General features: G+C 60.5%; 14 protein-coding genes and 1 tRNA gene. 8 read left to right on the forward strand and 7 right to left on the reverse strand.

Annotated features, from left to right (window positions below; translation table 11 throughout):
- Positions 1 to 787: 787 nt before the first annotated feature.
- Both VWY34_RS13645 and VWY34_RS13650 read right to left on the reverse strand, forming a co-directional pair.
- Positions 788 to 1,321: a cbb3-type cytochrome c oxidase subunit I gene (locus tag VWY34_RS13645; RefSeq protein WP_416545781.1), complete on the reverse strand. Its 534-nt coding sequence runs from the start codon at positions 1,319 to 1,321 to the stop codon at positions 788 to 790.
- A gap of 368 nt (positions 1,322 to 1,689) precedes the next feature.
- Positions 1,690 to 3,063 carry a helix-turn-helix domain-containing protein gene (locus VWY34_RS13650; RefSeq protein ID WP_416558549.1) on the reverse strand — a complete coding sequence of 458 codons (1,374 nt, stop codon included), beginning with the start codon at positions 3,061 to 3,063 and terminating at the stop codon, positions 1,690 to 1,692.
- Between the two features lie 1,178 nt (positions 3,064 to 4,241).
- On the opposite strand from VWY34_RS13650, the gene VWY34_RS13655 reads away from it, so the two are divergent.
- Entirely contained in the window at positions 4,242 to 6,092 is a 1,851-nt protein-coding gene (locus tag VWY34_RS13655) for a TniQ family protein (protein WP_416549034.1), read from the forward strand.
- A gap of 165 nt (positions 6,093 to 6,257) precedes the next feature.
- On the opposite strand, the gene VWY34_RS13660 is transcribed toward VWY34_RS13655, so the two are convergent.
- The 3 genes from VWY34_RS13660 to VWY34_RS13670 form a co-directional block, all read right to left on the reverse strand.
- Positions 6,258 to 6,334, reverse strand: a tRNA-Arg gene (locus VWY34_RS13660).
- A gap of 34 nt (positions 6,335 to 6,368) precedes the next feature.
- A complete protein-coding gene (locus VWY34_RS13665) occupies positions 6,369 to 6,848 on the reverse strand; it encodes a GNAT family N-acetyltransferase (RefSeq protein WP_416545763.1) in 480 nt (159 codons plus the stop codon).
- Between the two features lie 223 nt (positions 6,849 to 7,071).
- Positions 7,072 to 8,589, reverse strand: coding sequence for an ABC-F family ATP-binding cassette domain-containing protein (locus tag VWY34_RS13670; protein ID WP_416545765.1), 1,518 nt, complete (start codon positions 8,587 to 8,589; stop codon positions 7,072 to 7,074).
- 366 nt (positions 8,590 to 8,955) lie between these two features.
- On the opposite strand from VWY34_RS13670, the gene VWY34_RS13675 reads away from it, so the two are divergent.
- Entirely contained in the window at positions 8,956 to 10,149 is a 1,194-nt protein-coding gene (locus VWY34_RS13675) for a 50S ribosomal protein L11 methyltransferase (RefSeq protein WP_416545767.1), read from the forward strand.
- A 412-nt stretch (positions 10,150 to 10,561) separates the two neighbouring features.
- Here VWY34_RS13675 and VWY34_RS13680 read toward each other — a convergent pair whose 3' ends face one another.
- Positions 10,562 to 12,433 (reverse strand): methyl-accepting chemotaxis protein, encoded by a 1,872-nt coding sequence (locus VWY34_RS13680; protein WP_416537602.1) that lies wholly within the window; start codon positions 12,431 to 12,433, stop codon positions 10,562 to 10,564.
- Positions 12,434 to 13,462: 1,029 nt separating this feature from the next.
- Between VWY34_RS13680 and VWY34_RS13685 the strand changes: the two genes are divergently transcribed.
- The 4 genes from VWY34_RS13685 (at position 13,463) to fdhF (ending at position 19,797) form a co-directional block, all read left to right on the forward strand.
- Positions 13,463 to 14,005, forward strand: coding sequence for a winged helix DNA-binding protein (locus VWY34_RS13685; RefSeq protein WP_416549035.1), 543 nt, complete (start codon positions 13,463 to 13,465; stop codon positions 14,003 to 14,005).
- 196 nt (positions 14,006 to 14,201) lie between these two features.
- Positions 14,202 to 15,098: a LysR family transcriptional regulator gene (locus VWY34_RS13690; RefSeq protein WP_340547263.1), complete on the forward strand. Its 897-nt coding sequence runs from the start codon at positions 14,202 to 14,204 to the stop codon at positions 15,096 to 15,098.
- A 51-nt stretch (positions 15,099 to 15,149) separates the two neighbouring features.
- Positions 15,150 to 16,880: an NAD(P)H-dependent oxidoreductase subunit E gene (locus VWY34_RS13695; protein ID WP_416545771.1), complete on the forward strand. Its 1,731-nt coding sequence runs from the start codon at positions 15,150 to 15,152 to the stop codon at positions 16,878 to 16,880.
- Positions 16,881 to 17,022: 142 nt separating this feature from the next.
- Complete coding sequence (gene fdhF, locus VWY34_RS13700; protein ID WP_416545773.1) at positions 17,023 to 19,797, forward strand: formate dehydrogenase subunit alpha; 2,775 nt, start codon at positions 17,023 to 17,025, stop codon at positions 19,795 to 19,797.
- 259 nt (positions 19,798 to 20,056) lie between these two features.
- Here fdhF and VWY34_RS13705 read toward each other — a convergent pair whose 3' ends face one another.
- The gene (locus tag VWY34_RS13705; RefSeq protein WP_374015553.1) at positions 20,057 to 20,431 is read right to left on the reverse strand and encodes a DUF1330 domain-containing protein; all 375 of its coding nucleotides are present in this window, start codon (positions 20,429 to 20,431) and stop codon (positions 20,057 to 20,059) included.
- A gap of 2 nt (positions 20,432 to 20,433) precedes the next feature.
- Between VWY34_RS13705 and VWY34_RS13710 the strand changes: the two genes are divergently transcribed.
- On the forward strand, positions 20,434 to 21,309 hold the full coding sequence (locus tag VWY34_RS13710) for a LysR family transcriptional regulator (RefSeq protein WP_416545775.1): 876 nt from the start codon (positions 20,434 to 20,436) through the stop codon (positions 21,307 to 21,309).
- Between the two features lie 201 nt (positions 21,310 to 21,510).
- Positions 21,511 to 23,568: an FAD-dependent oxidoreductase gene (locus VWY34_RS13715; protein WP_416545777.1), complete on the forward strand. Its 2,058-nt coding sequence runs from the start codon at positions 21,511 to 21,513 to the stop codon at positions 23,566 to 23,568.
- Positions 23,569 to 23,774: the final 206 nt, after the last annotated feature.

Here is a 23,774-nt window from a genome sequence, read left to right on the forward strand (position 1 = left end):
GTTAAACTAGAGCTTGTGTTAGTAGTCATGAATTGAACTCAACTGTTATGCCATTCCCAAACTACTGGGGGGGGAATCTACTTCCGTCAAGTTAACCCTTGGGCTATTAATGCATAAATTTTATATCATGAGAGTGAGCTGAATTTCCGCAAGCATAGTTCGTTGCGATGTCCACTGCTGGCAGAAGCAGTCAATGATATCTGCTCCACAGCAGTCCGATTTATCCCGCACAGTCGCCTTTCCGTGGGCCATTGATTGCTACGCTTGCAGCGAAGGGCGGCTTCTCGGCGCGGCGGCGCAGCGAAAACTTTGGCCAAACTTGGCGACTGAGATGACTTTGCAAAGTCCGGTTTCTGCGCTCCGCTACCCCCGGTGCATCCTGCAGCATCACATGAGGCAGCTTAGCCCTGCCGAGGGTCCGCTTCCGGGAAAGTGATCATGGAATTTCGCACCAGCAGCATCTTCAGTGCGGCACTACTTGTCTAAGACCGCTTCGGGCTGGCTGGCGTCATCTGGCAGCTTGGACCGAATGCGATTTCGCTGCGCCTCTGCTGCCGCACCGCTGCAGGTCAGCGATGAGCCCATCTCGGCCATTTCGTTTTCATGCTGCAAGCGCGCGCAGCGCGGAAACTGCTGCGGTAGCGAAGATTTCTGCGCCGCGGCGCGGCGGCGGATTCAATCATTCGCGCATCGCGCAGCATTTTTGGATGTGGGAATTTACAGGTCGCGGGACTAAGTGAGCTTTCGCTGCGCCTGCTCCAAAGGCCGCTTTTTCGTAAGTCGAGATTTACCCCAAAAGCCATTTCGCCGTGATCGACCACAAGAGCAGGCACAACAGTCCGAGTAGTGCAGCTTGTGACAGAAAGCCTGACCACGAGCTTATCAGAACGTAGGTTTCCATGAGCTCCGGATAGTCGATATATCTGCGCGGCTTTGGCAGGATAAAGGCGAGCACTCCTTGAAATGAGGTGCTGCCGATCAGCGCGATATGGAGAATCCAGAATAGTAATTTCGTCAGGGCCGGATATCGCATCGCCCCAAATCGCGTTTGCACCCATGTTATTGCGCCGAAGACGGCCATTGCGATGCCAATGTTCACCAAGAAGTAGCCATGGCTCACCACGTAATAGGTGTCGTGATACGCAGGTTCTGCCTCTCGGACTTGGCTTAGAGCAATTTGGATTTGCGCGAAGCTGACAGCACCGAAAACCGCGTAGATCGCTGCTACAGCGAAGAACAGTCCGGCGGGCTTCCTGCCGCGGAAATGAGCCAGAAGCGGAGCAAGCATCAAGCCAAACAGAAGCGTTACAGAATAGATCACAATCAATCTCTCGGGAATTTTCAATCCATGTGCCACTGAAGCGGACATTGATCAATGTCGCTGCACCAGGAACTCTGGGCTCTGAACGGCCTGATGCTCATGCGGCAATGATATTGCGGCAGGCCGAACGAAACCGGCCATTTACCAATCTCGCCAAAACCATGATTTTGCAGTGGCTTGGACGGTGCGCCGCCATTGGATGTCTATGAGCCGATATTCAGGACGTAGGCGGCGAAATCTGATTTCGAGCCCATACCTACCGAATTGCTGCACGGAAGCGAATGTCTGCCATCAGGAATCTGCGGCAAAACTGCTTTGACTGGAAGTCGTGATGTTAAAAGTTGTGGAGCACACTGGGAAATCTAGATTTAGGAAAACATGTCGAAAATAGCTTGAAAACCATGCCTTCGTTGCAGGCCCAATAGGCATCTCAGTCGAGCCAGCGAGTGCCACTCTCCGAATGAGGCAATTGGTTTGAAGAACACCTTTTCAGGAACCTCTTTCCAATCGATAAAATGGTAACGTCGACCGTAGTCTACCGACGCTCCTATCTTGGAGACCAGCTGTGCAGACTCAAGGTTTGTTTTCACATCACCAAGAATTCCAACATTTAGAGTGGGAAGCTCGAGGCCTAGAGCGTCGAATTCGATATGCTCAATATGATCAGGCTTCAAATCTAGCTCACGATCCAATCCCCTTAGAGCCGCGGCAACTGCATCAATCTCGCTTCTGTCGGAATAATAGTGCCAACTCAAGCCTTCTTCAATCGAGGCTGTCCAACGCCGCCCGCTCATGGCCATCACGCTGAGACCAGGGTTCTTTTCTACAATAACCAATTTGTTGTCCGCTGTTGTAACCGTGGCTTCAACATATAGTGCAGACGGAAACCGGAAGCTTAGAGAGCCATCGTTTCGAAGCAGATTCAGAACTGCTTGCCGCTTCATTTGATTTATTTGATGCAAATGGTTGCCGTCACCCATAGCCCTATTGAACTTCCTTAACGTCCAAAATGACAAAGGACTTATTGTCATCTGCAAGTTTGCACCAAATGCGGGTGCTGGGAGTGTAAATTGCTTAATAGCTGCTTTTGTTTGGTAGGTGTCTTGAATTTCGTCAGCCTCATCTTGATCAGCTGCTGCTTTCAGAAAGTTCGCGATCTGTGGGTCAAAGTAATCCGAAGGGAACTCGTTTAACTCAGAAGCTTTAGGGTTTACGAGATCAAGGAAGGGTGCGGCACCCGACCTACTGATAGGAATACGATTCAAGTCTAGCTTCGGAGTTGACGGTAAAAGCAGAAGCCCATCGTCAACCGCAGTACAGTCCAAACGGCCCGCTTCCTTCATCAGCTCTCGCACCTGTCGTGATGCAAAAGTACCCGTGACAGGGTGCTCCCATCCTGCAATTGCGTTTTTCTGATCTAGCCTTTGAAGCGCATCAAGTGTCAGATAGCAAAGGGGAACATCGCTTTCATCTATTTTTAGTTCACGGATGTAGTTTTTCACTATTGCGGGGCTAAAGACTCGCGATCCGGTCTCTAACGCAGAGACTTCGCTTTTGCTGCTTTTTCCAAGGGCGGCGGCTAAGCTTTCTCCTGTATGCCCTTGTGCCTTTCGGTATCGGCGAATGAGCTTTCCAAGCTTGTCAGCATCATTTGAAACCGCTGGTTTCGGCAATTTTTTACCGACCATATTTCCCCCTCTGATCCAAAGTTCGGTTGCAGCCGAACTTTTGTAGAACGACACTGTTCCTGTGCCGATGCAATACAGTTTTTGAGTTTGCGCGAACTCGTTTCTTCCAAAACGAGGTACTAAGATGAAAAAACTAGCAAAAATTCAGTGTCTTTTGGGCTGTGATGTCGCATCTAGGCTCAGCTATGGGATGCTATCTGCATGTCACTCGGCAGGCTGCTTCTTGACTGACAAACCTGAATTGTACGGCCCCATCGCTTTAGTATACTTCATTCGTGCTGTTGCAAAACATGAATGAACGTCGGGGCACGTAGAAGTCTGCATCGGTTGAACAACGTATGAAGGGGTGTCGGCTTTTTCGATGCTCCTTCTTCCACACTGTGTCTGTCGATGCAGTGTGAGTCTTTAGGGTGTCTTCACAAAAGCGGCCATTGGCGCAGCCGCAGCGAAATGGCGCTTCGTCCGCTCCACGATGGTCCATCCAGGTTGCGGCGAAAGGTCGGTTTGAATTTTGCGTCTCCGACTGGCTTTCAATGACCGGTCTAGCGACATTGGCTGCAACGCGGCGATGAATGTGCCGCACCTGCGAGCATATGCTGCGTCAGCAAAGGTGAGAAAACGAATGTCGGTTTTGTCCCGCCCCCTTCCATTCGATGACGGTTGGCGGCTGCACTCGCGGCGAAGGTCAGCTCTTCCTCGTGCGGCTGCGGCATTGATCGCACGTCATGGCACCAGATCCGCCGACTTTGCAAAGGTCGCTATCTGCGCAGTGCGACCGCCCCAGGTCGTTCTTCCTGCGTCTGCAGCGAACGGCAGCAAGGTCCCGCATTGTGTGAGTTCACCGGGTGCAGGATCTCGCGGTCGCAGCGAACGGCAGAAACGGCGGGCTGCGCCGCAGCGTAAAAACTCGGCTGGTTGCGTCAAACGGCCGAGTTTGCAAAGGGCGCTTCTATGCATTCCTGACCTTGGCCCTAACTGAGGCAAGACAGCTACTGTCCTGTCTACTGTGAAGGAGCAGACACGAATGTCTGTTCCTAATCTTGGGTTTACAAACTTCTCAAAATTTTCACACAGACGGGGCAATGGTCTCGAACTTAACTTGAAGCACACTCGCAACCAACGGTGGGGTTGATACCATCCTGAATCTATCCTGGGGCCTCACGGGTTGGACACTCGCGCTTGCATAAGCGATCTTGCCCTAAAGTTATGCAAGAATGAGACGGAGTTCACCGTTGATAGAAACGTTGCCCTTGGCGGTCGAACCTTCGGAGCGGGAAACACTTCCCTCCTTCTTTTCGCGCATGGCTGCGATCAATGGTACCGACGCCACCGGATTTGCCCTTGATCTTGGCGTTAGTTTAAAGCGGATCCTGAACCAGGAGCAGGAGGCGATTGACATTTTTGCCACCCGATCCGGTTTGGCGCCCGTTCAGCTGGCCACCATGCTGTCATGGACAGGTGAGCGAATCGGGGACGTACGCATGAAATATCGCGGAGAAGTTTTTGTCTCCCGCGCCGTACGCAACCCTATCATCCGTGGCTGCCCTCATTGCCTGCGTGAGGCGGCAGAAAAACAAGCCTCTCCGCTGAGGCACATGGCCATGGCGGGAGACTGGCTGTGCCGCGGTGTTGATGTGTGCTTGCGGCACCGCCATCCTCTGATGCCACTTTGGGAAAGCTCGCGGCCTGTAAGTCGTGATGATGCCGGTGCCAGATTGGCTGAGATCCTGCCAAACCTTCTGGTGGGCAGGTTTGACTGCGATCTGATTGAGCCGTCCGCCTATGACGTCTGGCTTGATCGGCGCCTGTCGCAAGGTGAGGACAAAACGTGGCTGGCAACTCAGCCTTTGTTTGCCGCCATGACCTTCTGTGCGTTGCTTGGCAAGGAACTCTTTCGTGCTCAGGAACTTGAAATTGACGACCGTGCTGCGAAGGCCAAAGGCTTTGATGCCGCATCGAGAGGGCCTGAGGCAATCACGTGTGCTCTCGATCGCATTTTGCAGGCGGGGGATGGGGGGTACTTTGGGTCAAAACAGGCATTGCCGATGCTGCTCGAGGCCCTTGGTCGCCTCTATCGCAGCGATGATAGCTTTGATGGATTTCGCGATATTGTACGTCGGCATTTATTGAAGATCTGGCCGGTCGAGGCGGGAGATGAGGTTCTCGGTCAAACCGTGCCTGAACGACGCCTCCATTCTCTTGCCTCGGCAAGCAAGGAAACCGGGGTCGGCAAGTCGGTCCTCAGCGACTTCCTGACTGAGGCTGGAGCGTTTCCTCCTGATGACACGCGCGCTGATGCTCGCAAGACCTTCGACGCAAAGAAATACAAACCCCTTCTGGAGGAGATCCCGACTTTGGTCGGGCCGATTGCGATGCGCAAAGCAATGGGCGCGACGCTAGTCGAACTCAAATCACTAGAAGCTGACGGCGTTCTGGCGCCCAGGACGAAAGTTGCAACGATCAAGTCTCCCTGGCGGGTGTCTGATGGGCTGCACCTGCTCGAGGATTTGGAGCGAAAAGCCATTTTGCTAGAAGCTGGTACGCCAGGATGGGAAACGATCCAACATGTTCACAAGCGAGCGGGTCTTTCTGTCGGCCAGGTTATCGCTGCGATCAGAGACGGCAGATTGAGGGTCGGCAAGCACGCTGAAACGTTTGGTTATCACGGACTCGTCGTCAACGTTGCCGAAGTTGATCAGTCGGAGTTGCTTCGCCCCCGCGAGCAGAAAATGGCGGCCATGGAAGGGGAAATGAACGCAGCTGCCTTTGCCCGCTCCATCGGAGTGCGGCAGAAGGGGGCGTTCCAAGCGTTGATCGAAGGTGGCCATACGCCTGCGATGGAGGTTCTGCACCCGGTGACAAAGCGCTCCCAGTGGCGGATGTCCGGTGTGGACATCGCTGCTTTCCATGACAAGTTCACCACGCCGACGGTGATAGTGAAGGAGACCGGGCTTCACCGGAACACGATTCTGGCGGCTTTTGCAGCTCACGGGATTGAAGTTTTCCGGCTGAATGGTGTGGCTATCGGACCGATCTACCTCCAAAAGGAGGTTGCACCCGTCCTGAACACGCTGGTGAGCTGATATCTGCCTGCTGGTGTCCCGGGTGTCAGTCAAGGAACGAAAGCATTTTCTCTCGGGGACTTAGCTACTCAAAACGTCAATTGGCACTTTCCACTTGACACGGGGTGTGCATCAAAACCCCTAAAGTGTGCAAGGTTATGCCTAATTGGCAGATGGATGGAATGCTGGCGATCCCTGAAGGACTCGAACCCTCAACCTGCTGATTAGAAGTCAGCTGCTCTATCCAGTTGAGCTAAGGGACCGCTGGCGCCAGTTATGACAGGACGCGGGGAAGGGTCAAGCCGCGGCGCGCAGGTCAAGGCGCATAAACAGCGACCAGGGGTCCTTGCTGTAGTCGCCAAAGGGTGGGCATTCGACAAAGCCGTAGCTTTCATAGAGCCGTTTGGCTGGGGTGAAATCCTCGGTCGAGCCGGTTTCGAGATAGACCGCAGGGGCGCCGTCGGATCGGGCGCGGTCCAGCAGGAACTCCAGCATCTGGCGTCCGGCGCCGCTGCCGCGGGCCTCGGCGAGGGTGTGCATGGATTTCAGTTCGCAGCCGCCGTCTCGCAGGGACTTCAGGGCGCCCATGGCGATGGCCCGCCCGTCGCGGCGGAGCAGGAAGAAGGCGACATCGGCGGCATCAAGGCCGCTGCCATCCAGTGCGTGGCAGCTTTCTGCGGGGGATTGCGCGGCCATCTGTGCCAGATGGCGTTTGATCAGCGCCTGAGCCTCGGGCTCGGAGGCGCTGGCGCGGGTGATGGCAATATCGGTCGTCATCGGCTGGATCCTTGGGTCGTATATCCCCGGTCGCTGGGCAGGGCGGGGTCTGTTCCGGGGGTTGTGTCTGTATCCGTTTCTGTGTCGCAGAGTTGCGAAAACCACGTGGCGGCGCAAGCGGTTCTGCCGCAGCCACCGGCGCAGCCAGACGCCCGGATGATGTGTTGCCCAATATTTCGGCAACTGGCGGGGCGGCGGTCACAGGTGGCCGCCGCCATAGCCCTCAGCCCGCGCCCATTTCAGAGCTGAGGAAGGCATCGGCGCTGGCGACCTCTTCCAGGCGACGGCCACGGATCCACCAGAAGCGATTGCCGACGGCCCTGAGAAAGCTGCGGTCATGGCTCACAAGCAGACAGGCGGCATCCTGGCCGATCAGCTCTGCTTCGAGGGCTTCCTGACCTTCGATGTCGAGATGATTGGTGGGTTCGTCCAGCAGATAGAAATTGGGGTTGCGAAGCCGCAGGAGCAGCATTGCCAGCCGTGCCTTCTGCCCGCCTGACAGGGCTTTCACCGCCGTGTCCTGCAAGGCGAATTTGATGCCTGCCCCCGCCAGAAGGTTGCGCGCGGGCTGATCGCCGATGTCGGAGGCCGCCGTCACCAGCGCCAGCGGCGTGTCATTATCGGCCAGCTGGCTGAGGTGCTGGTCCGAATAGGCCGGAACGACAGAGGACGCACATCTGATCTGCTCCGCCCCGCCGGTCAGTGCCTGCTGGATCATCCTGACCAGCTGCGTCTTGCCGGTGCCATTTGCGCCCAGCAGGACAATGCGGTCCCCGGGGGTGATCCATTTCTGGCCGGTACTGTATAGCCGCTGCCCGTCCGGCGTCTGAACGGTCAGATCATCCAATGTAATCAGGGCCTTGGCATGGGTGCCGCTGTTGGTCAGCCTGATGTCGCCGGCCGAATGCTCGCGGTGGGCCGGTTTGGCGGCGGCCTCCAGCCGGTCGGCGCGTTCGGCCAGCTGCTTGGTCTTGGTCAGCAAGAGATCGGAGCCGGAGTTGATCCCGACATTCTTCAGCTTTGCGGCCTGCTGGCGCAGCTGCTGGGCTTTTTTCAGATCATTGGCATGGCGTCGCGCATCGGCGGCGTCGACCTCATCCAATGCGGCGCGGGCGGCGGAGAATGGCAGCTGGAACACCCGCGAGCCTTCGGCGCGCAGGAACAGCGTGCGGTTGGTCGTGGCATCCAGAAAGGCGCGGTCGTGGGAGGTGATCACCATCGGCAGATCGCGCGGCCGCTCTGACAGCCAGTTTTCGAGAAAGGCTATTCGGTTGAGATCCAAGTGGTTGGTCGGCTCATCCAGCAGCAGCAGGTCTGGCGTGGTGATCCAGGCGGCCGCCAGCATCGCGGCGCGCTGCCAGCCCCCGCTGAGCGCGCCAAGCGGCTGGTGCTGAAACTCATAAGGCACCTGAAGGTCATCCAGAACCACATCGACGCGCCAGCTTTCATAGTCGGCCTGCTCGCCCGGCAGGGCGGCAAGCACCCAGTCATAGAGCGTGACGGCAAGCGCCTCGGCAGGCAGGCTCTGTTTCACGTGGCCAATCCGCAGGCCACGGGCGCGGGTGATCTCGCCGGTTGTCGGCGTCAGCTCATCGGCGAGACAGGCAAGCAGGGTCGATTTGCCCCGCCCGTTGGCGGCGATGAGACCGAGCCGGTCGGATTTCGAAAGGGTCAGGGAGAGGTCGCGGAACAGCGGGTCGCCAAGGGTGACGCCCAACGCATTGAGACTGATGACAGACATGGAAAACTCGGGTCAAAGAGATTTGGCCGCAAAAGCGGCAATCGGCGGACCAGTGACGAGATTTTCCTCTGGCCAGCCCTGCAAACGGATTTACAGGGCCAGACGGGGACCGTGCTGAAGTCGGCGGATGATACGCATGTTCAGCTGCTGTCCTCCCGTTGTGCGATGTGAGTTTCAGATCAGGCTAAGAAACTTTTGCACCCTTGGCAAGGGGGTGGGGCATGGCCTGCCGACATTCGGTACGCGATAGGCTGTGAGCTTTACCAATTGTTAGATCCGGGTGGTGAATAGTCGCAATCAGTTGCATTTGCCTCAAATAGGGAAAACTAAAAATTGCTTAAAACACAAACGTCTAGACCCGCCTCCATGCCCTTTCTAGCGGCGCGCGCGGAGGCCGGGCATCTGGTGGAGCTTGCCAAATCCACCCCCCTTGGTGATGGCGGTATGCGCAGCGCGCAGCTGTTGTCGGAAGCGCTGCGGCTGGATCCTCATCACCATGAGGCGCAGGTGTTGCAGGAACGGCTGCACCAGACGTTTGTGCCGCGCTGGCATTTTCCGATGCTGGCGGATCGAGCGCGCAACCGTGCCTATGCCGAGGCCATCGCGATGAAGGTCAGACCGGGGGATATCGTGCTGGATATCGGCTGCGGTGCCGGTCTGACGGCGATGCTGGCGGCGCGGGCCGGGGCGAAACATGTCTATACCTGTGAGCAGCAGCCGCTGATTGCGGAGGCGGCGACGCGGGTGATTGCCGACAATGGTCTGAGCGACCGGATCACCGTCATTTCCAAGTGGTCGCATGAGATTATCCTCGGTGTCGACATGCCGGAGCAGGCCGATGTGGTGATTTCGGAGATTGTCGATACCGTTCTATTGGGGGAGGGCGCGCTGGATACGCTGTCACATGCGATGTCGGCGCTGGCCAAGCCGGGCGCCCGCGCGGTTCCCGAAACCGGCAGGCTGGTCGCGCAACCGGTTGAAAGTGCGCCGCTTCTGGAGCAGTGGCGGCCGCAGATGGCAGAGGGGTTCGATCTGGGCGCCTTTCACCATCTGGCGCGGGTTGCGCAGATCACGCCGAGTGATTTCAGATCCTGTGGGCTGCGACCGCTGGGCGCCGGTACAGAGCTGTTTGCGTTCGATTTTACGCGCCCGGATGTCAGGCCGGGGCGGACCACCGAGACGCTGATCTGTAGCCATCCGGGTATCGTCCATGCGGTTTTTGTCAGCTTTGAGATGGAGTTGGCGCCGGGGATTCAGCTGACCAATGATCTTGCTTCCGAGGGGCATTGGGGGCGGACGGCCTTTTTGCTGGATCGGCCACGGTCGGTCTCTCCGGGCGATCATCTGCAGCTGACGGCGCAGCATGATGCGGCGGCGCTGAGCCTCGCGGTTCACGACATGGAGGCGAGCGCGGATCACGCGCGGGTCTGGCTACAGCCGGGCTGGCGCGCGGGTTATGAGCACGGGGCGGGTGAGGCGGCCGCGCTGCCGCAGGGCTACCCGGTCTGGGCGCCGGTGCAGACCGCCGCCCCTGCGGCACCAGCCCCTGCACTTGGCTAGCAGGCAGCGCCTGCCGGGGCCGCATCCATCCTGAAGGTCGCCGGCCACCAAGGCTGGCGACCGCACAGGATCTGCTGCGGCGGTAAAAGCGTGGTGGCCTCGCTGTTTCGCGGCCGATTTGAGATTCCCTGTATTGTCGTCGATTTCGCGCCCCGCTCGGCTCCGGTCTGGCTGCGGTGATATCAGCTGCCAGAGCCTCAGGTCTGCCAGAGGCTTGGCCCCCCAGAGCCTTGGACCTGCCAGAGAACTGAGCGGCGATGGTGTTGCCCGGATACTCGCGACAGGGTTCTGTCATCCGGGGCAGGGACGCGCGGGGGAAGGGACTGGGCCATGTATAAGGGGGGCAAGCAGATATGAAAAAGGCGCGCCGGATCTGGCGCGCCTTTTCGCCATTGGGTGTGGCCGGGGGAGATCAGAAATCTTCCCAGCCGACGGCGGCCTTTGTCGGGCTGGCATCGAAAAAGTCATCATCGCCATGCGCCGATGGGGCCGGGTTGTGCTCAGCCGCGGGTTTCGGCGCGGCGGCTGGCCGGGCCGGGGCCGGGGCTGGTGCGCTGGGCGCCACCGAGACGACGTTATTGTCCGTTTTGCGGGTCTTGAACACCGAGACCTGGCGGGCCAGCTCATTGGCATCATTGCGCAGGATCTGGCTGGCGGCGGTTGATTCCTCAACCATGGCGGCATTGTGCTGGGTCACCTGATCGAGCTGTGTCACGCCGGTATTGATTTCGCCCAGCGTGGTCGATTGCTCCTGCGCGCCGGTTGCAATGCCGCTGACATGGCCCGAGATGGTGGCGACGCGTTCGATGATCTGTTTCAGCTCCTCGCCCGCGCGGCCAACCAGATCGACACCTTCGCCGACGTGGCCGGTGCTTTCGCTGATCAGCGCCTTGATCTCTTGCGCGGCATCCGAGGAGCGCTGGGCCAGGGCGCGCACTTCGGAGGCGACAACCGCAAAACCACGGCCGGCTTCGCCTGCACGGGCGGCCTCGACCCCTGCGTTCAGCGCCAGCAGATTGGTCTGGAACGAGATATCGTCGATGACCGAGATGATCTGGGAGATCTTCTCCGATGATTGCTCGATCTTGGACATGGCGTCGACGGCGCGGGTGACGACCTGGCCGCTGTTGACGGCGGTCTCCTTGGCCTCCGATACGATGCCCTCCACTTCGCGGGCGCCATCGGCTGCGGATTTCACGCTGACGGTGAGCTGCTCCATGGCGGCGGCGGTCTCCTCAAGCGTGGCCGCCTGGCTCTCGGTGCGCTGGGAGAGATCGCTGGAGGATTGGCTGATCTCTTCGGCGCTGGCACGGATGCGCGATGAGTTGTCGATCACCGCGTCGATAATGCCGACCATCTTGTCGACGGTCTTGTTGAAGTTCTGGCGCAGGCTTTCGTAATCGGCGGAGAATTCATCGTCGATGGTCTGCGACAGATCCCCCTCCGAGAGCGCGTGCAGCCCGTCATTCAGACGATCCACCACAACCCGTTGCGCCGCCTGGTCGGCACGGCGCTGATCTTCCACGGTTCTGGCGGCGGACAGCTGCGATTTCAGCGCCTCGATATGGCGGGCGATCAGGCCGATTTCGTCGCCCCGTGCCTGATGTTCGGTGTCGTGATCATAATCGCCCTCGGCCAAGCGGTTGATTGCGGTGGCAACATCGCCCAACGGGCGCGACATCATGGAGCGCAGGGCAAACATCGACAGGCCCAGCATCACCACAAAGGCGCCACCGGCGAGAATGAAGGACAGCAGCTGGTTCGGCGCCACCTCGGCAAAGGCGACATCCGGGCTCCAGACCATCCCGACCGCGCCGACGACCACCGTCCCCTCGGCACCGGCGGTAGCGGGTGCGGCGACGAGATAGCCGTTTTCGCTATACTCCATCTGGTTGTTTTCCATCGCTTTTTGGGCGACGAGGGTCAGTTCGGCAATTTCAGCCTCGGTTGCGGTGCCGGTGGAGGCAACCGTCTTGCCCTTGCCATTGATGGCGATCCCGTGGCTGGACCGGCCGTTCGACAGCTCGATCAGGGATTGCAGGTCGCTTTCAAGACGCTCGGTATCACCAAAGCGGATTGCACCGCCGCTGCGCGCGGCCACGGTTACGGTCACGCCTTCGGCCAGTGTCTGTACGCCACTATCCACAGCTTCACCGAGGATTTTCTGGTTTTCCCAAGTCAGAAACAAGGTCACCACGAGGGTGGACGCCGCGATGAGAAGGCTGCATTTGGCAAAGACAGACAGCCTGTTCATGACGGAACGCGCAGGATTTCGGAATTTCATTTCAGCACCTTTCAATTGCCATTGCGCGGAACGGACGCGCTGGCGGAATTTGTGTCGGAGTCAGTACCGACAGCCCCCTGGACACAGCCGCAAGCTTCGGCTGCGTCGTTTCGCGAATTGGTTGACCGGAACGGGCAAACCGAGAGAACCATGCCCGATTGGGGGCGGTGACATGGCGAACATACTGTGGCGTCGGACCAAAGATTGGCGGACGCCGGTCATCAGCAGGCGCGCGATTGCGCTGCCCCAATCTTGATACCGAGCTGAAAGAGCAGGTCTGATTGCCTGCGGGTGCCGCAACAGCGGGCGTGCCGCGACATGAGTCTTCGGCCGATATGGGCGCCGGCAGTTGGCCCCTGTCGAAATCTCCGGTCGCCACGCAACAATCAGGCGTGCGACAGCGCAACCGGTGATGGTCACCATCACGGCCAATGCCTGCGCGACAACCAACATGAGGTCCGCCCGTCGTTCCAAGCTCTGCTCCTTCTCACAACATGTGCCTGTGCACATCGTCGGCGGGTAGCATAGCCCTGAGGACTTACCGGTGAATTAATAGGCACATCCGCAATGAGCGCAGGCTGAGGTCGGCGAATTTCGGGCGCGATCGGTGGGCAGGCGGACCCGCGCCCGCTGCGCAAAGTGATGATTAAGCTGCCATTTTATTGCGAACAGGCGGGTGGCCTGCCGGGCGGGCTGCGCCCCCGCATGAGTCTGGCCTGTGGGCGCGTTTTCACGGAAATAATATGATTCAGGGCGCCTTTGGCGTGAAATTTTATCTATATTCTTAAAAATAATGCGTAACTAAAGTTTATCCTGCTTTTTAAATTCCGCTGATTCTCCAACCCCTTGGATAAATTCGCCGAGTTTGGCCCCATTTTCTGCTGCACGGACGGGTTGAAACCTAACGCCAGATACTTACTAAGGAGCGTGGTGACGGGTTTGGGGAACGAATGCGCGTGAAACACCTTGACAGCAGGTTTCGCCGCCACCGGAGGCTTATTTATGCCGCTGAACCAAGGAGACTATTTGTTGGATATCTATTCCGGATCACCCAAGACTGAGACCGCGAATGCGGTGGATCAGACTTTTGATAATGGTGCCGAAGATGATCTGAGCGATTTCGAGTTTGCACTGATGAGAACATTCGAGGGGTTTGCGCGTTGGCAATCCGAATGTCTTGGGCTTGTGTCGGATCTGTCCGCCTCGGGTCCCGAAATCACTCTGATGAACGTTATCCGCATGAACGACAGGCCCAAGACGATCAAGGAGCTTGCGCGGGTCACCAATCGGGATGACATTCCGAATATCCAGTATTCACTGCGCAAGCTGGCTACGGCCGGGTTGATCCGCAAGACCGGATCGGGGCGTGGCGGGGTGACCTATTCCGCAACGGAGGAGGGGCTGGGAATCACCGCAGCCTATGATGTGCAGCGTCGCAACCTGTTGCTTCAGGCGCTGTCGCAGGTGCCGGGCGTGGAAAACCGTATCGGTGAGGCAACGCGGGTGCTGAATATTCTGACCGGGATCTATGATGGCATCGCCCGGTCGGCGACGGCACAGCGGCAGGCCTGAGGCCTGCTCTGATCGGGGGCGGTAGCGGGGCGCATGAGTGCGGCCTCCATCGCCCCCTGATATATATGGTGCAGGCTGCCCAGCCTGTTGGCCTGCGCCAAAACTGCCGCTCTCGTGCTGGCAACCGATGGCGCGACCCGCTGTGAATGGTGTATGACCGACAGCGGCACCCCGGCAGTAGCAAGGAAAACGAGCGGTGATCGAACTCAAGGATCTCAGGTTGCTGAGCGCTTTGGCGCGTCACCGCCATTTTGCCAAGGCCGCGCAGGACTGCGGCATGTCGCAGCCGGCGTTTTCAATGCGGATCCGCAATCTGGAAGAGCGCCTGGGCGTGTCCATCGTGCGCCGGGGCAATCGGTTTCAGGGGCTGACCGAAGAGGGTCTGATGATCGTGCGCCGGGCCCGCTCGATCCTGGATGAGGCCAAGGCGCTGGAGCAGGAGGTGGCCGCCGCACGTGGCGAGGTCACCGGCACGCTGGTGCTGGGGGTGGTGCCCACCGCAACAGCCTATGCCGCGCAGATGGTGGACCGGCTGCATCTCACCCACCCACGGGTTCTGGCCCGGATCGAGGTGCTGAGCTCGCTGGTGATCCAGCAGCGCCTGTTTGACGGGACAATTGATGCAGGCGTCACCTATCACGACAGCCTGGGTCCCGATCAGGTCACCATCCAGCCGCTATATGAGGAGACTTATGTGCTGGTCGCCCCCGAGGCGATGGTGGTGGATCGCGGACATGGCGCGGACAGTATTTCCTGGGCCGAGGCAGCAGAGCTGCCGCTCAGCCTGCTGGAGCCGCAGATGCAGAATCGCCGGATTCTGGACCGGATCTTCGCCGATCAGGGGCTGCGGCCGCAGGTGCGTTCGGATTCCAGCGGGTTCATGTCGGCGATTGTGATGGCGCGGGCGGGCTCGGTTGCCACGATCCTACCGGAAGCCCTGATGGATGCGCTGGGGCCGCTGTCCGGCGCCAGGGTGCTGCGGCTGGTCGATCCGACGCCGAGCAGGCCTATTTGTATGGTCACATTGGACCGCCAGCCCGAACTGACGACGGTGAAGGCGATGAAGGGCGTGGTTGACGATTTCAAGCAATAAGCGTTCGTTATCGTACCTTTGAATTTTCCGATTTGACGATAGGCTTCTTCAATGGAATGCCGCCTTATCTGGCATCGCGAAGTGGAGGTCATCGTGGCACCTTTGGACAATAGCAAGGGCGTTTGGAAATCTGGCAAAGGCAAGGGGCGCAAAACGCCCAAGGGCCGGCAGCTGGATGATCAGGCGCATAGCGAGGTTCTGGACCTGCTTGGCGATCGGCCCCGCAACCGGGATCTCCTGATCGAGTTCCTGCATCTTATTCAGGACAAATACGGCTGCCTCAGCGCGGCGCATATCCGGGCGCTGGCCGAGGAGATGCGCACCGGTCAGGCCGAGATCTATGAGGTCGCCACTTTCTACGCCCATTTCGATGTGGTGAAGGAAGGCGAGACCCCGCCGCCGGCGCTGACCATCCGGGTCTGTGACTCGCTCTCCTGCGAGCTGGCCGGGGCAGAAGCGCTGAAGAAGGCGCTGGAAGACGGTCTGGACGCAAGCCAGGTCCGCGTGCTGCGCGCACCCTGCATGGGCCGCTGCGACACGGCGCCGGTGCTGGAAATCGGCCACAACCACATCGACCACGCTACGGTTGAGAAGGTGGAAGCGGCGATTGCGGCAGATGATACCCATGCACACGTGCCCGAGTATGAAACCTTTGCCGCTTATGAGGCGGATGGCGGCTATGCCACGCTGAAAGACCTGCGCGCAAATGGCGACTGGGAAGCGGTTCAGGCCAAGGTCAAAGAAGCCGGTCTGCGCGGTCTGGGCGGCGCTGGTTTCCCGTCCGGCACCAAGTGGGGTTTCGTGCGCGCCAACGAAGGTCCGCGTTATCTGGCCGTGAACGGCGATGAGGGCGAGCCGGGCACCTTCAAGGATCGCTACTACCTTGAGCGCACGCCGCATGTCTTCCTCGAGGGGATGCTGATTGCCGCCTGGGCGGTCGAGGCCGAGAAAGCCTTTATCTACATGCGCGACGAATATCCGGCGGTGCTGGAAATTCTGCGTCGTGAGATCGCGGCGCTGGAAGAGGCCGGTATCGTCGAGGCAGGTTACATTGACCTGCGCCGCGGGGCAGGGGCCTATATCTGCGGTGAAGAAAGCGCGATGATTGAATCGATCGAAGGCAAGCGCGGCGAGCCGCGCCACCGTCCGCCGTTTGTGGCGCAGGTGGGTGTCTTTGGTCGTCCGACCCTCGTGCACAACGTGGAAACCCTCTACTGGGTCGCCAAGATCAACCGCGAAGGCCCGGAATGCCTGAACTCGGTTGAGAAGAACGGTCGCAAGGGGCTACGCAGCTATTCTGTCTCGGGCCGGGTGAAGAAGCCGGGGGTGCATCTGCTGCCTGCCGGTTCCACCATCACCGACATCATCGAGGCCTGCGGCGGCATGCTGGATGGCCACGTCTTTAAGGCGTATCAGCCGGGCGGCCCCTCCTCGGGCCTGCTGCCTGCGTCGATGAATGATATCCCGCTCGATTTCGACACGTTGCAGCCGCATGGCACCTTCATCGGGTCCGCCGCTGTTGTGGTGCTGTCCGATCAGGACTCGGCCCGTGACGCGGCGCTGAACATGCTGCGCTTTTTCGAAGACGAAAGCTGCGGCCAGTGCACCCCCTGCCGGGTGGGCTGTGAGAAAGCCGTCAAGCTGATGAGCGAGAAGAAATGGGATCAGGGCCTCTTGGAAGAGCTGAGCACCGCAATGGTCGATGCTTCGATCTGCGGTCTGGGTCAGGCCGCACCCAACCCGATCCGCCTGACCATGAAACATTTTCCGGATGAGGTCTGAGATGTACGGCGCTATTGAGATCCTCCACCCGGCGGGTACCGCCGGGCAGCGCCCGACCCGCCCCCATGGGCGGGCGCTTCACGCCCACCCCGGGACGGGCGCTGCCCTCCGCGTGACACTTCAGATGGATGAGGTCTGAGCCATGAGCGATAAAGTCACTTTCACACTCGATGGCGAGCAGGTCACGGCAGAGAAGGGCCTGACCATCTGGGAAGTCGCCAACGGCCGCGGGCTGAAGATCCCGCATCTGTGCCACAAGCCGCAGCCCGGCTACCGCCCGGACGGCAACTGCCGCGCCTGCATGGTCGAGATCGAGGGCGAGCGCACGCTGGCCGCCTCCTGTATCCGCGAACCTGCCGAGGGCATGGTGGTCACCACCAACAACGCGCGCGCTGAAAACGCCCGCAAGATGGTGATGGAACTGCTGATCGCGGACCAGCCGAAGCAGGAAGAGGCGCGCGATAAGTCCTCGCATCTGTGGGATATGGCGGAGCTGAACGGGGTTTCAGAGTCGCGTTTCCCCAAGCTGGAAAAGAACCGAATCCCGCTGCTGGATGACAGCCATGTGGCGATGAAGGTCAATCTGGACGCCTGTATTTCCTGTAACCTCTGTGTGCGGGCCTGCCGCGAGGTGCAGGTCAATGACGTGATCGGTATGGCCGGCCGCGGTCATGACGCCTACCCGGTGTTCGATCTGGCGGATCCGATGGGGCAGTCCTCCTGCGTGGCCTGCGGCGAATGTGTGCAGGCCTGCCCGACCGGCGCGCTGATGCCCGCCACCGTGATGGATGACCAGCAGGTCGGCGACAGCAAGGATTATGATTCCGAAACCGAAAGCGTTTGCCCGTTCTGCGGTGTCGGCTGCAAGGTCTCGCTCAAGGTCAAGGACGGCAAGGTCAAATATGTCGATGGCATCAATGGCCCCGCAAACGAAGGCCGCCTGTGCGTCAAGGGCCGCTTTGGTTTTGACTACATCCACCACCCGCACCGCCTGACCAAGCCGCTGATCCGCCGTGACGACGCGCCGGCCAAGGGCCTGAACGTCGATCCCGGTAATCTCTCGACCCATTTCCGCGAAGCCTCCTGGGAAGAGGCGATGGATCTGGCCGCCAAGGGCCTGATGCGCCTGCGCGATGAGAACCCGAAATCGGTTGCGGGCTTCGGCTCGGCGAAATGCACCAATGAAGAGGCCTATCTCTTCCAGAAGTTCATCCGTCAGGGCTTCAAGCACAACAACGTCGACCACTGCACCCGCCTGTGCCACGCGTCCTCCGTTGCGGCGCTGATCGAAAACGTGGGCTCCGGTGCGGTGACCGCGACCTTCAACGAGATTGAGAACGCCGACGTGGCCATTGTGATCGGCTCCAACCCGATCGAGAACCACCCGGTGGCTGCGACCTACTTCAAGCAGTTCACCAAGCGCGGCGGCAAGCTGATCGTGATGGATCCGCGCGGCGTCGGCCTGCGCCGGTTCGCGACCGAAATGGTGCAGTTTCGCCCCGGCGCGGATGTGTCGATGCTGAACGCGATCATGAATGTGATCGTCGAGGAAGAGCTCTACGACAGTCAGTACATCCACCGCTGGACCGAGAACTGGGAGGCCGAGAAAGAGCATCTGAAGCAGTTCACGCCCGAGAAAATGTCGGAGATCTGCGGCATCAGCCCCGATCAGCTGCGCCGTGTTGCCCGGATCTTTGCCGGTGGGAATGCGGGTCTGATTTTCTGGGGTATGGGGATTTCCCAGCACATCCACGGGACAGATAACTCGCGCTGCCTGATCTCATTGGCGCTGATGACTGGTAACGTCGGCAAGCCGGGCGCTGGCTTGCACCCGCTGCGCGGCCAGAACAACGTGCAGGGCGCGTCGGACGCGGGCCTGATCCCGATGTTCCTGCCGGACTATCAGACCGTGACGTCGGATGACGTGCGCAAGAGCTTCACCGATGTCTGGGGCGGCGGCGACTTCTCGAACGAGAAGGGCCTGACCGTGACCGAGATCGTGGACGAGGCCTATGCCGGCAATATCAAGGGCATGTACATCCAGGGTGAAAACCCGGCGATGTCCGACCCGGATGCCGATCACGCGCGCGAGGCCTTTGCCAAGCTGGAGCTGATGATCGTTCAGGACATCTTCCTGACCGAGACGGCAAACTATGCCGACATCATCCTGCCGGCCTCGGCGCTTTATGAGAAGAACGGCACCGTGTCGAACACCAATCGCCAGGTGCAGCGCGTGCGGCCTGCGGTGCCGCCTCCGGGTGAGGCGCGTGAGGACTGGCAGGTCACCGTCGAGCTGGCGCAGCGCATCGGCCTGCCCTGGAAGTACGATGATGTCAGCGAAGTCTTTGCCGAGATGAAGCTGAACATGAAGTCGCTGAACAACATCACCTGGGAGCGTCTGGAGACCGAGACCATCACCTATCCGTCGCTGCATGAGACCGACCCCGGTCAGGCGATTGTGTTCGGCGATGGCTTCCCGCGCCCCGAGGGCCGCGCCCGCTTTACCCCGGCATCGGTGATCCCGCCGGATGAGGCGCCGGATGCGGAGTACCCGATGATCATGACCACCGGCCGCCAGCTGGAGCATTGGCATACCGGGTCGATGACCCGTCGTTCCAAGGTGCTGGATGCGGTGGAGCCGGAGGCGAACTGCTCGCTCAACCCGCGGACGCTGAAGCTGATGGGCGTCGAGCCGGGCGAGATGGTCCGCCTCACGACCCGCCGCGGTTCGATCGAGATCATGGCGCGCGCCGACCGGGCGATTGCCGAGGATATGGTGTTTGTGCCCTTTGCCTATGTGGAGGCGGCCGCCAATATCCTGACCAACCCGGCGCTGGACCCCTATGGCAAAATCCCCGAGTTCAAGTTCTCGGCGGTGAAGGTCGAAAAGATCGAAGGACAGATCGCAGCCGAGTGATCCGGCAGGTCGTCTGGCGAAGATCAAAGCGGGCGCGGAACCTAAGGGTTCCGCGCCCGTTGTTTTCGGTGGCGCCGGGCTGGCGCCCGGCGCGGGCGTGGCCCGTTGCAGCGTTGGAAACAAAGACGAACCGTGTCGGGCGCATGAGATACAGCCGCGCGCGACCTGCGCCGGGCCCAATGGGCGCGGCGCCTGACCCAACGGGAGGTGGGGGCTCCGCCGCCAGCCGACGGGCGGGAGTGGCGCGGCCTCTGAAGGGTCAGGCCAGAAGCGTGATCGCGCTCCTGCCGGCGGCTTGTCGCAGCGCGTGGACGTCCTGCAGCTCGGGATCGTTGATCCAGCCCTTGGCGGCCTCTGGACTGGCAAACTGAAGGATTACCCCGATGCCGGTGGCATCGCGCGTGCCTTCGATCACGGTCTGCTGCGGGGTTGAGACCAGCACTTTGGCGCCGTGTTTCTGCAAGGCGGCGCCTGCTTTTTCACGATATGCCGCCATAGTCTCGGGGTCTTGCAGGAGGAGGTTTACGTAGACATAGGCCATCTGTTGTCCTTTCACTGTTGATGGCGTCTTGATGCCGGGAAGCGTGCCGCGAGAAAACACATGCAATCGTGTGCCGCCCATGCGAAAACGCATGTATGCAGATCAACTGGGATGACATGCGGACCATTCTGGCGCTGGTGCGGGCCGGATCCCTGGCCGGGGCCGCGCAGGCGCTGTCCGTCAGCTACACCACCGTGGCGCGCCGTGTGCAGCGGGCCGAGGACATGCTGGGGCGGCCGCTGTTCGAGCGTCGGCCCGAAGGCTATCTGGCCACCGCCGAGGCGGACGAGCTGGCCGCGGCAGCGCGGCGGATGGAGCAGGCCGAGCAATCGGCCCTGCGCAACCTGTCGGGCCGCGATCAGAGCCTTTCGGGTGAGCTGGTGCTGACGGCGCCACAGCTGCTGATACAGAGCCATCTCGCGCCATTTCTGGCGCAGTTCTGCGCGGACCACCCGGAGGTCGAGCTGACGGTTCGCGCGACCAATGATGTGCTGGACCTGACCCGGCGCGAGGCGGATCTGGCGATCCGGATCAGCCGGGCGCCGGGCGACAGCCTGGTGGGGCTGCATCTGGCCGATCAGAAAACCGCCTGCGTCGCGCGGCGGGATCTGGTGGCACGGGCTTTGGCGGATCCCGCTGCGCCCTTGGACTGGGTGATCTACAGCGGCTATGACGCGCCGCCAAAGGCCGCGCTGCACCATTATCCGAACCATCGGATCCGGGCGCGGTTTGACGATATGACTTCGCTGATCGCGGCGGCAAAGGCGGGGCTGGGCGCGGTCAGGATGCCGGTCTATCTGGCGCGCAGTGATCCGGATCTGGAGCCGCTGCCGGGGGTTGCGCCGCAGGATTACGCGCCGATCTGGGTGCTGAGCCATCCGGACCTGCTGACCTCTGCCAAGGTGCGCGCGTTCAAGACCGCGCTAAAAGGCTTCTTCCGCAGCCGTGCCGGGGAGTTCACCGCCTTTTAGCGCAGGCGCCGGGTGGCGGCTCTCTCTCGGTCACGAGACCCGCCGGTCACCCCTGACCGGTCACCATCGGCGCTGCCGTGTCGTGCGGGGCTCTTGACAGGGTCGGAAATTGACCTGACACATATGTCCAGAGCTGTGATCTTGTCGGCGGATCCCGTGCGCCCTCGCTTTGGTGGTCCGCGCCATTTGCAGGAGCCTGTCATGTCCAACGATCCCTTGTTGCAGCCCTATCAGCTGAAACATCTGACACTGCGCAATCGGATCATGACCACCAGTCATGAACCGGCCTACCCCGAGGACGGCATGCCAAAGGAGCGCTATGCGGCCTATCACGCCGAACGGGCCAAGGCGGGCGTGGCATTGGCGATGACGGCAGGCTCCGCGGCGGTTTCCCGTGACAGCCCGCCGGTGTTCAACAATATCCTCGCCTATAAGGATGAGGTGGTGCCCTGGATCCGCAATCTGACCGACCAGCTGCATGAGCATGGTTGCGCGGCGATGATCCAGCTGACCCATCTGGGACGCCGCACCGGTTGGGACAAGGGCGACTGGCTGCCCTCGATCAGCTCGTCGCGCCACCGCGAACCTGCACACCGCGCCTTTCCGAAGCTGGCGGAGGATTGGGACATCACCCGCGTCATCGCCGATTTCGCCGATGCTGCGGAGCGGATGCAGGCCGGGGGCATGGATGGGATCGAGTTGCAGGTCTATGGCCATCTTCTGGATCAGTTCTGGTCGCCGCTGACCAATGATCTGGACGGGCCATATGGCGGCCAGACGCTCGACAGTCGGATGGCGCTGCCGATGGCGGTGCTGGCGGCGGTCCGCGAGCGGGTGGGGGACGAGTTCATCGTTGGCCTGCGGTATACGGCGGATGAGGCGGCGGCAGGCGGCATCTCGCCCGACGAGGGGCTGGAGATGTCCAGACGCTTGGCCGCCAGCGGCATGGTGGATTTCCTGAATGTGATCCGGGGCCGCATCCATACGGATCCGGCAATGACCGATGTGATCCCGGTGCAGGGGATGCCGTCTGCGCCGCATCTGGATTTTGCCGGTGCGGTCCGGCAGGCGACGGGCCTGCCCACCTTTCATGCCGCCCGCATCCCCGATGTGGCCACCGCCCGCCATGCGATTGCCGGGGGGCTTCTTGATATGGTGGGGATGACCCGCGCCCATATGGCCGATCCCCATATCGTGCAGAAGATCAGGGAGGGGCGCGAGGAGGACATCCGCCCCTGTGTTGGCGCGACTTATTGTCTGGACCGGATCTATCAGGCGGGAGAGGCGCTGTGCATTCACAACGCCGCAACCGGGCGTGAGCTGACGATGCCACATGTGATCACCCGCGCCGCAGAGCCCAAACAGGTGGTGATTGTCGGCGCTGGCCCCGGCGGGCTGGAGGCCGCGCGCGTTGCGGCAGAGCGCGGCCATGCGGTCACCGTATTTGAGGCTGCCTCCGATCCCGGCGGTCAAATTCGCCTGACCGCACAGAACCCGCGCCGCCGCGAGATGATGGGCATCATCGATTGGCGCATGGCGCAATGTGCCGCACGGGATGTGCAGTTTCGATTCAACACCTGGGCCGAGGCGCAGGATGTGACCGGGCTTGCGCCGGATGTGGTGATCGTGGCCACCGGTGGCCTGCCGAATATGCAGCTGTTCGAGGCGGGCGAGGAGGCGGCGCATGTTGTCTCGGCCTGGGATATCATTTCGGGGGATGTTAAGCCGGGCGGCTCGGTGCTGATATATGACGAAAGCGGCGATCACCCCGCGCTTCAGGCGGCCGAGGTTGCGGCCCAGGCGGGCGCGACGGTTGAGGTGATGACCCCGGACCGGGTCTTTGCCCCCAATGTGATGGCGATGAACCTTGTCCCTTATATGCGCAGCCTGCAGGACCGGGATGTGACCTTCACCGTGGCGCGGCGCCTGCTGGAGGTCCGCAAGGAAGGCAACCGGCTTCTGGCGGTGCTGGGGACGGATTACAGCGGCCATCACTCCAGCAAGCTCTATGATCAGGTTGTGCTCAACTACGGCACGCTGCCGCTGGACGATCTCTATTTCGACCTGAAGCCGCATAGTCTGAATGGCGGGCAGGTCGATTACGACGCCCTGATCGCCGGGAGGCCGCAGCCGCACGGGCGCCCGGACGAAGCCGCGGGGCAGGGGGGCTTTCAGCTGTTTCGGATCGGCGATGCGGTTTCGGCCCGCAACACCCACGCGGCGATCTATGACGCCCTGCGCCTGATGAAGGATATCTGACCGTCTGAGGTTGACGGTGTTAGGTGTGATTCACGGGTTTTGGGTGTTCTGGGGTGTGGATATGTTTGGTGAGTCTGTGGGTAAGTGGCTTATGGGGGGGGGCTGTGGGTGTGGTCTGGCGGTTTCTGCGGGATTTCAGGTCAGGTCTGCTGACTTTGTTTCCATGTAAGTCATTGTAAATATTGAGTTTCGTGTTTTTCTTGGCG

The organism is Phaeobacter sp. JH20_02 (genome assembly GCF_048056915.1).
GTDB lineage: Bacteria > Pseudomonadota > Alphaproteobacteria > Rhodobacterales > Rhodobacteraceae > Phaeobacter > Phaeobacter bryozoorum.